The organism is Proteus sp. GOKU (genome assembly GCF_015475555.1).
GTDB classification, from domain to species: domain Bacteria; phylum Pseudomonadota; class Gammaproteobacteria; order Enterobacterales; family Enterobacteriaceae; genus Proteus; species Proteus mirabilis_B.
Genome location: NZ_CP034105.1, coordinates 490,527 through 502,723 on the forward strand (window position 1 = coordinate 490,527; position 12,197 = coordinate 502,723).

General features: G+C 38.8%; 14 protein-coding genes. 4 read left to right on the forward strand and 10 right to left on the reverse strand.

Annotated features, from left to right (window positions below):
* The first annotated feature begins 60 nt into the window (after positions 1-60).
* The 3 genes from hypA to sugE all read left to right on the forward strand — a co-directional run bounded on the left by hypA (position 61) and on the right by sugE (position 1,147).
* Positions 61-402 carry a hydrogenase maturation nickel metallochaperone HypA gene (gene hypA / locus EHE21_RS02340; protein ID WP_088493870.1) on the forward strand — a complete coding sequence of 114 codons (342 nt, stop codon included), beginning with the start codon at positions 61-63 and terminating at the stop codon, positions 400-402.
* 8 nt (positions 403-410) lie between these two features.
* Positions 411-701: a hydrogenase maturation factor HybG gene (hybG, locus tag EHE21_RS02345; RefSeq protein WP_036933156.1), complete on the forward strand. Its 291-nt coding sequence runs from the start codon at positions 411-413 to the stop codon at positions 699-701.
* A gap of 131 nt (positions 702-832) precedes the next feature.
* Positions 833-1,147 carry a quaternary ammonium compound efflux SMR transporter SugE gene (gene sugE, locus EHE21_RS02350; RefSeq protein ID WP_069368216.1) on the forward strand — a complete coding sequence of 105 codons (315 nt, stop codon included), beginning with the start codon at positions 833-835 and terminating at the stop codon, positions 1,145-1,147.
* 65 nt (positions 1,148-1,212) lie between these two features.
* Here the strand turns inward: sugE and frdD are convergent, their stop codons facing one another.
* From frdD to frdA, 4 genes are read right to left on the reverse strand one after another with little or no spacing between them, the layout of a single operon-like run.
* Positions 1,213-1,572, reverse strand: coding sequence for a fumarate reductase subunit FrdD (gene frdD / locus EHE21_RS02355; protein ID WP_194951739.1), 360 nt, complete (start codon positions 1,570-1,572; stop codon positions 1,213-1,215).
* Positions 1,573-1,586: 14 nt separating this feature from the next.
* Complete coding sequence (gene frdC, locus EHE21_RS02360) at positions 1,587-1,979, reverse strand: fumarate reductase subunit FrdC (protein WP_088493866.1); 393 nt, start codon at positions 1,977-1,979, stop codon at positions 1,587-1,589.
* Between the two features lie 14 nt (positions 1,980-1,993).
* On the reverse strand, positions 1,994-2,731 hold the full coding sequence (locus EHE21_RS02365; protein WP_075672948.1) for a succinate dehydrogenase/fumarate reductase iron-sulfur subunit: 738 nt from the start codon (positions 2,729-2,731) through the stop codon (positions 1,994-1,996).
* On the reverse strand, positions 2,724-4,520 hold the full coding sequence (gene frdA, locus EHE21_RS02370) for a fumarate reductase (quinol) flavoprotein subunit (RefSeq protein WP_194951740.1): 1,797 nt from the start codon (positions 4,518-4,520) through the stop codon (positions 2,724-2,726). The genes EHE21_RS02365 and frdA overlap by 8 nt, the downstream gene beginning before the upstream one ends.
* 943 nt (positions 4,521-5,463) lie before the next feature.
* Between frdA and epmA the strand changes: the two genes are divergently transcribed.
* On the forward strand, positions 5,464-6,441 hold the full coding sequence (gene epmA / locus EHE21_RS02375) for an elongation factor P--(R)-beta-lysine ligase (protein WP_088493863.1): 978 nt from the start codon (positions 5,464-5,466) through the stop codon (positions 6,439-6,441).
* 45 nt (positions 6,442-6,486) lie between these two features.
* Here epmA and EHE21_RS02380 read toward each other — a convergent pair whose 3' ends face one another.
* From EHE21_RS02380 to glpT, 6 genes are all read right to left on the reverse strand, one after another.
* The gene (locus tag EHE21_RS02380; protein WP_194951741.1) at positions 6,487-6,900 is read right to left on the reverse strand and encodes a hypothetical protein; all 414 of its coding nucleotides are present in this window, start codon (positions 6,898-6,900) and stop codon (positions 6,487-6,489) included.
* Complete coding sequence (locus tag EHE21_RS02385) at positions 6,897-7,439, reverse strand: LemA family protein (RefSeq protein ID WP_088493861.1); 543 nt, start codon at positions 7,437-7,439, stop codon at positions 6,897-6,899. Before EHE21_RS02385 ends, EHE21_RS02380 begins: the two co-directional genes overlap by 4 nt.
* Before the next feature lie 9 nt (positions 7,440-7,448).
* On the reverse strand, positions 7,449-8,522 hold the full coding sequence (locus EHE21_RS02390; RefSeq protein WP_228766726.1) for a hypothetical protein: 1,074 nt from the start codon (positions 8,520-8,522) through the stop codon (positions 7,449-7,451).
* Positions 8,523-8,573: 51 nt separating this feature from the next.
* The gene (locus EHE21_RS02395; protein WP_088493860.1) at positions 8,574-9,131 is read right to left on the reverse strand and encodes a LemA family protein; all 558 of its coding nucleotides are present in this window, start codon (positions 9,129-9,131) and stop codon (positions 8,574-8,576) included.
* 269 nt (positions 9,132-9,400) lie between these two features.
* Positions 9,401-10,480, reverse strand: a complete 1,080-nt coding sequence (glpQ, locus tag EHE21_RS02400; protein WP_088493859.1) for a glycerophosphodiester phosphodiesterase — start codon at positions 10,478-10,480, stop codon at positions 9,401-9,403.
* A gap of 135 nt (positions 10,481-10,615) precedes the next feature.
* Positions 10,616-11,968, reverse strand: coding sequence for a glycerol-3-phosphate transporter (gene glpT / locus EHE21_RS02405; RefSeq protein ID WP_194951742.1), 1,353 nt, complete (start codon positions 11,966-11,968; stop codon positions 10,616-10,618).
* Positions 11,969-12,197 lie beyond the last annotated feature (229 nt).

Consider the following 12,197-nt stretch of genomic DNA (forward strand, 5'->3'; position numbering starts at 1 on the left):
AGCAACTATGTACTGATACTATAGTTGCTATTATTTATCCTGCTTCAATAAGGTATCGACATGCATGAAATCACGCTTTGCCAGAGCGCATTTGAGATAATAGATTCTCAAGCTAAATTAAATAATGCAAAAAAAGTAAAAAGCGTATGGATGGAAATTGGCGCATTATCTTGTGTTGAAGTCAGCGCACTTGAATTTTGCTTTGATATTGTTTGCAGAGACACCCTTGCCCAAGGCTGTGAATTACATATTGAGGTTATCCCCGCAAAAGCATGGTGTTGGGATTGTCATCAAGTTGTCACTGTTTCAACCTTTAATGCAGGTTGCCCATCTTGTGGTAGTCAGAATATGCGCGTTGAAAATGACGATGCAATGCGAATAAAGCAAATAGAGATCGAATAGGGGTTGTTATGTGTCTTGGTATTCCAGGTCAGGTTGTTGAAGTTGGAAAAACAATCACTGAAAATGCGATGGTCGATGTTTGTGGCGTTAAACGAGAAGTGAATATTGCGCTAGTCTGCGAAGGTGAGCCTCATACCATGATTGGCAAATGGGTGCTGGTGCATGTTGGTTTTGCCATGAGTATCGTCAATGAAGAAGAAGCAAAAGAGACTCTGGATGCTTTGATGGCAATGGGCGAAGTGGAAGATGATGTCTCCGCTTTTCTTTATGGTGAAGAGGGCGCACCGAAGAAAAACTGAGTTAGTTTTGTACTATTGCACGATTAATTTCTTTTTCTTATACTTGACCTTCATCTTTCGAAAGCTGGGACGACCCAGCTTTTTGTCTTTGTATTCAGGGGACGACCCCAACTTATCGAGTAGGGGAAGTTATGTCTTGGATTATTCTTTTTATCGCGGGTTTATTAGAGATCGTTTGGGCTGTTGGCCTTAAGTACACACACGGTTTTACGCGTCTAACACCAAGTATTATTACTATTAGTGCTATGGTTGTGAGCATGGGGATGTTGTCTTATGCCATGAAAGGCTTACCTGCGGGTACAGCTTACGCAATTTGGACGGGTATTGGCGCTGTGGGTACCGCGATTTTTGGTATTTTGGTCTTTGGTGAGTCCGCGAATATCTATCGTTTACTCAGTTTAGCTATGATTATTTTCGGTATTATTGGACTGAAGTTAGCGAGTTGATTATCATCAATTTTCCATAAAAAAGCCACTCAATTGAGTGGCTTTTTATCTTACGTATTAATCAATTACAGTGTAAATACACCAATGATAGAGATAACGCTGATAATTGCTGCACCACCATAAAATACCCATTTGCTTGCAGGTACATGCACTTTAAAATCGTGCAGAGTATGGTGAATACGGTGTAATGCACACCAAACTGGTAGAATAATCATTAGCAGTAAGAACAGACGACCAATGATGCTTTGGCTAAATGCCATAATACGTTCGTAAGTAAATGCTTCTGGCGCAATACCCATAGGGATTAGGATACCGAGCAGGATGATGATTGCTGGAGAAACAATCGCACTCCACATACCACCTGCACCAAATAATCCCCAGAAAATAGGTTCATCAGAGCGCTTAGGAAGTTGATTCTGATTCATTATTTCCTCCTGGGTTAAATTAACGCCACTGCCAGAATAGCGGCAGTAACAACGATAGTGACACCCCAGAAACCACGAACGATAGGTTCTTGTGGCATTTTTTCATCTTTAACAACGATAACCACTGCTTTTGGTGCAAGTTTGAACCAAGTCGCAGAGTGGAAGACCGTTGCAATAAGGGTCACAATGTTAATCAGCATTACAATTGGGTTGCTCAGGAATCCAACGAAACCTGCCCAACTTTCTGGTCCATTTTTCAGTGCGAATACACCAAACAGTACAACCAGACTGAACCAAAGTTGTGGAAGACAAGTCCCTTCACGGGTGATGTAGAAACGATAGAATCCAAGTTTCGTCCACCAGTTTGGTTGCATGCCACGAACATAAGGCTTACGTTTTGTTGTCATGTCTTGTTTCCTCCTTAACGTGGTTTCAGCATCGCAATGACAAAGTCTTGCGCACTGGCTGCTTTACCTTGCTGAATAGCGGCAGCAGGGTCCACATGTTTTGGACAGACTTCAGAACAGTAGCCAACAAAGGTACAAGACCAGACACCGTTCTCACCATTTAACTGAGGCATACGCTCTTTTGCCCCATGGTCGCGACTATCTGTGTTGTAACGTTGAGCTAATGTAATCGCTGCTGGGCCAATAAACTCTGGGTTTAGACCAAATTGCGGACATGCTGCATAGCAAAGACCACAGTTGATACAACCAGAGAATTGGTGGTATTTCGCCATTTGAGCAGGAGTCTGTTTATTCGTCCCTTCTGAAGGCTTACGATCATTACCGATGATATAAGGTTTAATCGCTTCTAAGCTTTCAATAAAGTGAGTCATATCGACAACAAGGTCACGCTCAACTGGGAAGTTACCCAGTGCTTCAACTCTTACACCGTCTGGATATTCACGAATAAACGTTTTACAAGCTAATTTAGGCACTTTGTTGACCATCATGCCGCAAGAGCCACAAATCGCCATACGGCAAGACCAACGGTAAGAAAGATCAGGCGCTAAATTGTCTTTAATATAACCCAATGCGTCCAGTAATGAGGTTTGCTCATCATAAGGAACATCATAAGTGACGAAATGAGGCGCTTCGTCCGTTTCTGGGTTATAGCGCATGACTTCCATTTTAATGTGCTTCATGTCATCAGCCATTCGCTTTCTCCTTATTCTGCTTGTCTTGTGCAGTCGCTTCACCACCATAGACACGTTTAGCAGGAGCAGATTTCGTGATCTTCACATCGCTATATTCTAAACGAGGGGCACCTTCTGGGTTATAGAACGCCAGAGTATGTTTCAGGAAGTTCACGTCATCACGCTCAGTACAACCTTCGTCAAGACGTTGGTGTGCACCACGAGACTCTTTACGATTGATTGCGGAATGAGCCATACATTCAGCGACATCTAAACCAAAGCCAAGCTCAATTTTGTACAGTAAATCTGTATTAAAGACGCTACTGGTGTCTTTAATTTCAACGCGTTTGAAACGTTCTTTTAATTCAGCCAGTTTATCAACGGTTTTTTGCATTAATTCAGGTGTACGATAGATACCGCAACCTTCTTCCATTGATTCACCCATTTCATCGCGAATTTGTGACCAGCTTTCAGAACCTTTTTGGTTCATCAGATTTTTCAGGCCATCTTCGATATCACGAGTACGAGCATCTAATGCTGATGCGTTAGCTGGTGCTGCTTCTTGAACACAACGAACCGCTTCTTCACCTGCAAGACGACCGAATACAACTAGCTCTGCCAGTGAGTTAGAACCTAAACGGTTAGCGCCGTGTAAGCCAACAGATGAACATTCACCCACCGCAAACAGACCTTTAATACGAGTCTCAGTTTGTTGGTTAGTTTCGATACCACCCATCGTGTAGTGAGCAGTAGGACGAACAGGGATTGGTTCATTAACTGGGTCAACACCCACATACGCTTTTGCCAGTTCACAAATAAATGGCAGACGTTCATGAAGTTTTTTCGCACCCAGATGACGTAAGTCAAGATGAACAACGTCACCACGGTGAGTTTTGATGGTACGGCCTGCACGCCACTCATGCCAGAAAGCTTGAGAAACTTTATCGCGAGGACCTAATTCCATGTATTTATTTTCTGGTTTACCTAATGGGGTTTCTGGTCCTAGGCCGTAATCTTGCAGATAACGATAGCCATCTTTATTAACCAGAATACCACCTTCACCACGACAACCTTCGGTCATCAGGATACCTGAACCTGGTAGGCCAGTTGGGTGATATTGAACAAATTCCATATCACGCAGTGGAACGCCATGACGTAAAGCGATACCCATACCATCACCCGTAACAATACCGCCATTGGTATTGAAACGATAAACGCGTCCTGCACCACCTGTTGCCATAATGACAGCATTAGCACGAATTTGAACTTTCGTACCTTCCATCATATTAATCGCAACAAGACCACGAGCATGACCTTCATCAACAAGAATATCGAGAACAAAGTGTTCGTCGAAACGTTGAATTTGTGGATATTTTAAGGATGTTTGGAACAGGGTATGTAGCATGTGGAAGCCGGTTTTATCGGCTGCGAACCAGGTCCGTTCGATCTTCATCCCACCAAAACGTCGGACGTTGACTGACCCGTCTTCTTTACGGCTCCAAGGACAGCCCCAGAGTTCTAGTTGAGTCATCTCTGTTGGACAATGCTCAACGAAGTAATCTACGACATCCTGTTCACACAACCAGTCACCGCCTGAAACGGTATCATTGAAGTGGAAATCATAGGAGTCGTGAGCCTGAGTCACTGCTGCTGATCCGCCTTCTGCTGCCACGGTGTGGCTACGCATTGGGTAAACTTTTGAGATCAGAGCAATTTTCAGTTGAGGATTCGCTTCCGCTGCAGCTATTGCTGCTCGTAAGCCTGCGCCCCCGGCTCCGATTATCGCTATATCGGCATTAAAGGTTTGCACTGCGCTTCTCCATTGTTCAAGTGAAAATTGGAATAATTGTCTAGAATTCAATTCACTGACATTATTAATTTGTAATGCTATTTTTTTAAGCTATCCGTAACGAAATTGTTTCACTGCCTTGTGACTGCGCTTGATAACATCTTTATTATCATTGACTGTAATTTTAGTATAACGAAATGTAGGGCACCGAAATTTGATATGAATGATGGTTTTCCCGTATTTCGCAAAAAAAGTGTGATCCACACCAAGAATTCTGGGTTTTGATAATAAGCTGCCAGAGAAACTTGAAGATCAAATAGAATATATTTTTCTAAATTGAAAATTATAAATAGTAATGAATAACCTGTTTTGAAAGTATAGATAACTTTAATTGAAAATGACAATGATTTTTTATTAAATATTGATTTTAAAGGGTAAATGTTTTTATCTTTCTTAAGTCTAATTTAAATTAATAAAAACACATTCCAAATTTTAAAATAAATTTTTTACTATTTATCTAAAACAAATCGGTTTGTCTTGTTAATTGTTAATAAAATATTAATAATATTTCTAAAGGTTTTTAATACTAATCAAAATACGTAGATTTAAATAGAAAGTTAACTTTGAAGTTTAGATGAATTTAGCTATTTAAATATAAGCATAGTGTTAGTTTATTGTTATTTGTAATTGAGAAAAAGAATTATTCTAATTAACTCTTATTATAAAAATAGCGAAAAATCACTGAGTTTCTTACGCTAAATTGGTGTTTATTTAAACGATAAAAAGTGCCAAAAAGTAGATGTTTTGTAGAATTACATTTATTTGTCTTATGTGTTTTTACTTAAAAAAAGAAAAGATGAGTGAAAAAATATAAAATGAAATCCCTCTTTATTAGCAGAAATTTGTCTGTTGAAGAGGATGCGAGTAAACTGCATGCTTTGTTTTCTGTTGGAGTTTTTCGTTCATGAGTGAAATCGCGGATTGGCAGCCAAGCGCCTCAATCGCCAACTTGCTAAAAAAGGCGAAAATAGTCAGTAATATTAGGCGTTTTTTCGCTGATCGTGGTGTGTTAGAAGTTGAAACACCTATGATGAGTCAGGCTACCGTTACCGATGTTCATCTTTACCCATTTGAAACCCAATTTGTGGGGCCTGGCGCTTCTCAAGGGCTAAAACTTTATTTGATGACAAGCCCTGAATACCACATGAAGCGTTTATTAGCCGCAAACAGTGGGCCAATTTATCAAATGGGGCGTTGCTTCCGTAATGAGGAAGCCGGTAGATATCATAATCCGGAATTTACGATGCTAGAGTGGTATCGCCCTTGTTTTGATATGTACCGGTTGATGAATGAAGTCGATGATCTACTGCAAGAAGTCTTAGATTGTGATGCATCAGAGTCACTCTCTTATCAACAAGCATTCCTGCGTTATCTCGATATCGACCCTTTATCTGTTGATAAAGAAAAATTACGTGAAGTGGCTGCAAAACTGGATTTATCAAATATTGCAGATACTGAAGAAGATAAAGATACGTTACTTCAGTTGCTATTTGTTTCTGGGGTTGAACCTCATATCGGTTTAGAAAAGCCAACCTTTATCTATCATTTCCCTGCGTCACAAGCTTCATTAGCTGAAATTAGCTCTGAAGATCATCGTGTAGCAGAGCGTTTTGAAGTTTATTTTAAAGGTGTTGAGTTAGCGAATGGATTTCGTGAGCTGACGGATGCACAAGAACAACGCCATCGTTTTGAACGTGATAATCGTCAGCGAGTGGCAATGGGATTACCAGAGCAACCTATTGATGAGCGCTTTTTAGCGGCGCTTGAAGCAGGATTGCCAGAGTGTTCTGGTGTGGCTTTAGGGGTTGATCGTCTCATTATGTTGGCGCTTGGTTTAGAGCATATTAGCGATATAATTGCGTTTCCTGTTTACAGGGCATAAGTCCATCTATCGATGAGAATTAAAAAAGAGAGCCTAGGCTCTCTTTTATTTTTTTGATTTTCGGTTTTGTCTTCGCTTTGCTTCTGCTTCAAGCGCTTTTTCTTGAAACTTCGCAAATTTATTCCCTGTTACGTCTTTCATATAGCGATAATTAATAAACCAATATGTAATACATGAAAATAAAATAACCCACCAGATTAAGAGTAGTTTTAATGCAGAATTAACACCGAGTATTAAATTAAAACTAATCAAGACCATTAAGCTGACAAATACCGAGCTAAATAACCCGCCTGCAATTTGTGGCATATATTTTTTTAAAGGAGTGATACTTATTAATGGTAAAATAATCGCCATTGAAAATAACGTACCAAATGTGGCAAGCATAATAATCATGATGGGATCACCGAGACCTAATATCCAATCGGTGATACCAAAAAATGAAAAAGGAATTTCTATCATAAAGTTGCCTCCCTACTTGGATAGAAAAGAGGGATGTCTTTAAAATTAAAAATCAATTTAAACAATACATTAGGAAAAATATGTATTTCGGTATTATAGAGTGTGACGGATTGATTAAAAAACTCTCGTCTATCTGCAATACACTCTTCTAATTCTTTAGCTTGTGCTTGTAATACGTGTAAGTTTTTTCCGCTGATAAGTTCTGGGTATTTTTCAGCAATGATAAGTGATTTTTTTATTTGAGGTAACAACTGGTTAGCTAAATCAACTTTTTGGTCTAATACATCTGCGCGCAAATAGTGTTCTCTATTTTCAGCTAATTTTTCAAACAAGACTTTCTCATGATCCATCGCTTTTTGTGTAATCACTATCAACATGGGGATCAAGTCGGCTTGTTTTTTTAATAAAACATCAATATTTGCAAAGGCTTTATAGCAATTGTTCTTTAGCATCACCATGTTGTTATAAATCATCACTAATTGGCGTATTAAAAAATAAACCAAAGCGAGAATAAAAATGATGAAAATAAGCCATTCCATATTAATCAATTACCAAGATGAAGAGGTGCTATTAAAATAAAGTGTTAGTATGCCGTTTTGGTAATCCATTGGTATCACGAGAATGGATAAGATAACAAAAAGAGCAATAATAACGATGATGGCCGAGTTACGACGAAAGGGGCGTGCTTTGTTCCAGCTAACAACATAATCTTGTGGTGATAAACCTAATAGATAGTGAGGAGCACTGTGTGTGATAACAACTTCATCATTGATAGGTTCTGCATTCCCAATTAATAAATAAGTGGTATCAGCTTCTAAGATGTACTCCTTAAAACGTTTATTGTTATATTCCAGATCTTGGTGAGGATCGATACCAAGATGAATTAAAGGTTTGTCAGCTGCAAGAATTTGAACCGAACCGGTATCATCTGTCATCGTGAAATTGTTGATCTTTTTGTCACAGAGTGTTTGGCGATAGCTTTTCTTACCTTCTTTATTTGTGGATATGTCATATTCATAATAGCAGTAGCCATAGCACTCTTTTTTGCCTAGGCGACTTGTTAGTTTTTTACCCGCAGTTATCTTGCCTTCAATTTCAACAAGCCCAATGGCTAAAGAACGAATTTTAGATGTCGCTAGAATTTTTTGAAAACGTAAAAAACGCTTTTCAGGTGTTTTTTTGGCAATTTGATAAACGAACATTAAAACGAAACTTAAAAAGAACAATCTATGGTCAATAAAAAAGCCAAAGCTTAAAAAGAGTAGCAAAAGGCTAATAAATACGGTGTTAACAAGTGCCGAAAACTTAGACTCACCTTCCATTTGTAATTGATGATAATTTTTTATCGCCTTTTCACCAATATTTCCAATATGATTTGAAATACCATAGGAAAATATCAAAATGACAGCGAATGCAATGCAGGAGATAAGATTAACAACAGAGTCTTCACCGCTAGGATAAAGGTCATTTCCTCGCGAAAAAAACAGATAATTTCCAGCAGCAAAAGCAATCCCTAAAAAGGGAACAATACCCAAATTGTTCTTCTTTTCTTGAGCGCGTTTACTGCGTAAAAAATAGATTAATGCGCCCACAGCACAGCCGATAAAAAAATAAATTAACACTGCAATTTATCCTTAATGCGGTTATTTAACTTCTTGTTATTTAAATTATTATTATTTAAATTTGATGCCTTCAAATTTCATTTCTTCTTTTGGTATTTCGAGTAATTGCATACGTTCAAAGCGGAAAAGACCGGCAATTAAGCTATCAGGAAACATCTCTATCGCAGTGTTGTAGTGAGTTGTTGCATCATTAAAACCTTCACGACGTTGAGCAATTTTATTTTCTACGTCACTAACAGCTGTTTGAAGTAATGCGAGTTGTTCACCTGAAATTAACGTCGGATAATTTTCAGCAAGGGCAATCATGCCTCGTAGTGCCGTATTCATCTCATTTGTAGCGCTAATTTTTTCATTAATATTTTGTGCTTTAAAATAGCGTTGTCTTGCGTCACTTAATGCAATAAATACACTTTTTTCGTGCTCCATTGCTTTTTCAGCTACCGCCATTAATTGAGGAATTTGGTCAGCTCTCTGTTTTAAAATAACGTCAATATTCGCAAACTGATTACTTACTTGATTACGTGTCGCAATAAGACGGTTGTAAATTGAAATTCCCCAACCAATAAAAAGAACGATAAGAATAAGTAAAATAATAGCCATTATTGTCATAATGATCCCTTCCTCTAAATATTTAATAAATAATGATAGCTAAATTAAAAAGTAATTATGGTTTTTAATTGAATTATTAGGGTAAGTTAGAGAAAGATGAAGAAATATACAATCAGAAAGGGCGCAAAGATCCTATTCTTTTACAAGAAAGAGCAAGATACTTGTCATACTTCAAGTTGCTGTGTTGTTGACGGCGTTTACTCGCACTAGTCACACACTCATGTATGTGACTAGTGTTTCATTCATTTGTTACCTAGCTACACAATGAATTATTTAGCTTGTTTTTGTAAGAACTTAACCCCTAAATCAGGGAAGTCTGTAAAGACACCTTCAGCACCTGCTTGGTTATAAATGATATCGTAAAGCTGATCACCATCTTTTGCGTATTTAGGAAGTTTATCAATACGAACAGTAAACGGATGAATGGTCAGTTTATTAGCATGAGCATCAGCTGACATACCGGTTAAGGTGATTTTTTCTGGCGTTGAATCTTTTTCAACTAACATATGGTAATCAGGACCGATAGCATCAGCATAAGTTGCAATTTCTTTCATTGCACCTGGCTTAAACATCCACTCATAGCTGTAGTTTGTCCATGTACCATCAGGCTGTTTCTCATAGGTCTCATTCCAGTCGGTATAAGCAATTAACTGAACGAGTTTTAGATCCATGCCCATTTTGGGCATCAATTCTGTTTTGATGCGTTTTAGGTCGTTAGCATCGAATGATTGTAGATAAACATTGTCAGTTTTTTTTGTATAACCGTACTGTTTAAGCACTTCCAGTACTTTGGTGGTAATGTCTTTGCCTTCTTGTTCATGGAACCAAGGTGCTTTGATTTCAGGATAAATACCAATATCTTGGCCTGTTGATTTGTTTAGACCTTGGATAAATTCAATTTCTTCTTGGAAAGTATGTACACGGAAATCCGATTTACCCATAGGGAAGCGGTTTGGATAACTTTGGACTTTTTTACCATCAACAATGTCAAAACCTTCAGTAAATTTCAGTCCTTTAATTTCTTCAAGGGTGAAGTCGATAGCGTAGTAACGGCCATCTTTTCTTGCTCTATCAGGATAACGATCAGCCACATCTGTTACACGATCAAGATAATGGTCATGTAAAACAACTAATTCGTTGTCTTTGGTCATCACCAAGTCTTGTTCTAGATAATCTGCACCTTGGGCATAAGCTAATGCTTTGGCAGGAAGCGTATGTTCAGGCAAATAACCACTTGCACCACGGTGAGCGATAACGACCTTATCACTTGCCGCTTGTGCGATTGCACTTAAAGATAGAGTTAAAAGAACGCCTGCAACTAACGGTTTTATTCTAAAAGATGTACTCATAAAGCTGCTCCATTTTAATTCTACGTACAACAAAGTTATGTACAGTTGGCAATAAAAAAGCCACATCAAAACAGTTGATGTGGCTTGGTTTTTAGAGATGAGATTTAATTAATTTCATAAATAATCAGTTAGCGATTATTCGTACTTCTGAAGCATTTCACGTTTGTGTTTGGTTTCAGTAACCATCACGATAAGTAATAACACAACAGACAGTGCACTACCGCCGATCATGACCATAAAGCCGCCATCCCAGCCGAAGAAGTCAACTGTGTAACCTACGATAGCACTCGCCGCAACAGAACCACCTAAGTAACCGAATAAACCGGTAAAGCCTGCTGCTGTACCTGCTGCTTTTTTCGGTGCAAGCTCAAGAGCATGCAGACCAATCAACATAACAGGACCGTAGATTAAGAAACCGATGATTAACATACACGCCATATCAACATTCGGGTTACCCGCTGGGTTCATCCAGAATACGATAGTTGCGATAGTTACTAAGGTCATGAAGAACACACCTGTTGCACCACGGTTACCTCTGAACACTTTATCCGACATCCAACCACACAGCAGTGTGCCCGGAATACCTGCGTATTCGTATAAGAAGTAAGCCCATGATGATTTATCCATTGCGAAGTCTTTTACTTCACGTAGATAAGTTGGTGACCAGTCCAGTACGCCGTAGCGCAGTAAGTAAACGAACACGTTCGCGATTGCAATCATCCACAGAAGTTTGTTAGGGAACACATACTTCATAAAGATTTCTTTTGCAGTCAGTTCTTGCTCGTCTGTTTCTTTATAATCAGGTGGGTAGTCGTTTTTGTACTCTTCAATCGGTGGAAGACCACAAGATTGAGGGGTATCGCGCATTAATGCGAATGCAATCATTGCAACTAAAATTGCTGCAAATGCTGGCATATATAACGCTGCTTTCCAGTCGTTAAACCACGCCATACCTAATAAGAATAGTAATGGAGGTAAACCACCACCGACGTTATGCGCACAGTTCCAGATAGAAACGATACCGCCACGTTCTTTCTGTGACCACCAGTGCACCATGGTACGTCCACAAGGAGGCCAACCCATACCTTGGAACCAACCACAAAGGAACAACAGAACGAACATTACCATAATGCTCGAAGTTGCCCATGGTACAAAGCCCATAAATAGCATCACTAAAGACGCTAAAATAAGACCTGCTGGTAAGAAGTAACGAGGGTTAGCGCGGTCAGAGAACGAGCCCATGATAAACTTAGAGAAACCGTAAGCAATCGAGATCCCTGATAAAGCAAAACCTAGGTCACCTTTAGAAAACCCTTCTTCTACAAGGTAAGGCATTGCTAACGCAAAGTTTTTTCTTACTAAATAATAAGCAGCATAACCGAAGAAAATCCCCATAAAGATCTGCCAACGCAGACGACGATAGACAGGATCTATCTGCTCTTTTGGCAAACGCGCTTTATGTGGCGCAGGTCTAAACAGACTTAACATATTAGCCTCCGATGGCTTTTATTTTAATATGTTGATATTAAATAATGACAAAACGAACAGTGAAGTTATCAAAAAATTTTCTTTAACGAACTTAATAGTAAACTTATACAATCAAATTTACTGTGAGGTATTACTCAGTTGTCGAATAATTTTTCAAGATGTGCAATTTTGAGTGATATGTTAACTTTATCAAATACTTTTTGTTAAATAATTTGTGATTAGTATCACA

Bases quoted from the DNA above. Each gene is read 5' to 3' on its own strand.
- epmA (WP_088493863.1), top strand. From the start codon at position 5,464: ATGAGTGAAATCGCGGATTGGCAGCCAAGCGCCTCAATCGCCAACTTG.
- glpQ (WP_088493859.1), bottom strand. From the start codon at position 10,480: ATGAGTACATCTTTTAGAATAAAACCGTTAGTTGCAGGCGTTCTTTTA.
- glpT (WP_194951742.1), bottom strand. From the start codon at position 11,968: ATGTTAAGTCTGTTTAGACCTGCGCCACATAAAGCGCGTTTGCCAAAA.
- EHE21_RS02395 (WP_088493860.1), bottom strand. From the start codon at position 9,131: ATGACAATAATGGCTATTATTTTACTTATTCTTATCGTTCTTTTTATT.
- frdC (WP_088493866.1), bottom strand. From the start codon at position 1,979: ATGACAACAAAACGTAAGCCTTATGTTCGTGGCATGCAACCAAACTGG.
- EHE21_RS02365 (WP_075672948.1), bottom strand. From the start codon at position 2,731: ATGGCTGATGACATGAAGCACATTAAAATGGAAGTCATGCGCTATAAC.
- sugE (WP_069368216.1), top strand. From the start codon at position 833: ATGTCTTGGATTATTCTTTTTATCGCGGGTTTATTAGAGATCGTTTGG.
- hypA (WP_088493870.1), top strand. From the start codon at position 61: ATGCATGAAATCACGCTTTGCCAGAGCGCATTTGAGATAATAGATTCT.
- EHE21_RS02385 (WP_088493861.1), bottom strand. From the start codon at position 7,439: ATGGAATGGCTTATTTTCATCATTTTTATTCTCGCTTTGGTTTATTTT.
- hybG (WP_036933156.1), top strand. From the start codon at position 411: ATGTGTCTTGGTATTCCAGGTCAGGTTGTTGAAGTTGGAAAAACAATC.
- frdD (WP_194951739.1), bottom strand. From the start codon at position 1,572: ATGAATCAGAATCAACTTCCTAAGCGCTCTGATGAACCTATTTTCTGG.
- EHE21_RS02380 (WP_194951741.1), bottom strand. From the start codon at position 6,900: ATGATAGAAATTCCTTTTTCATTTTTTGGTATCACCGATTGGATATTA.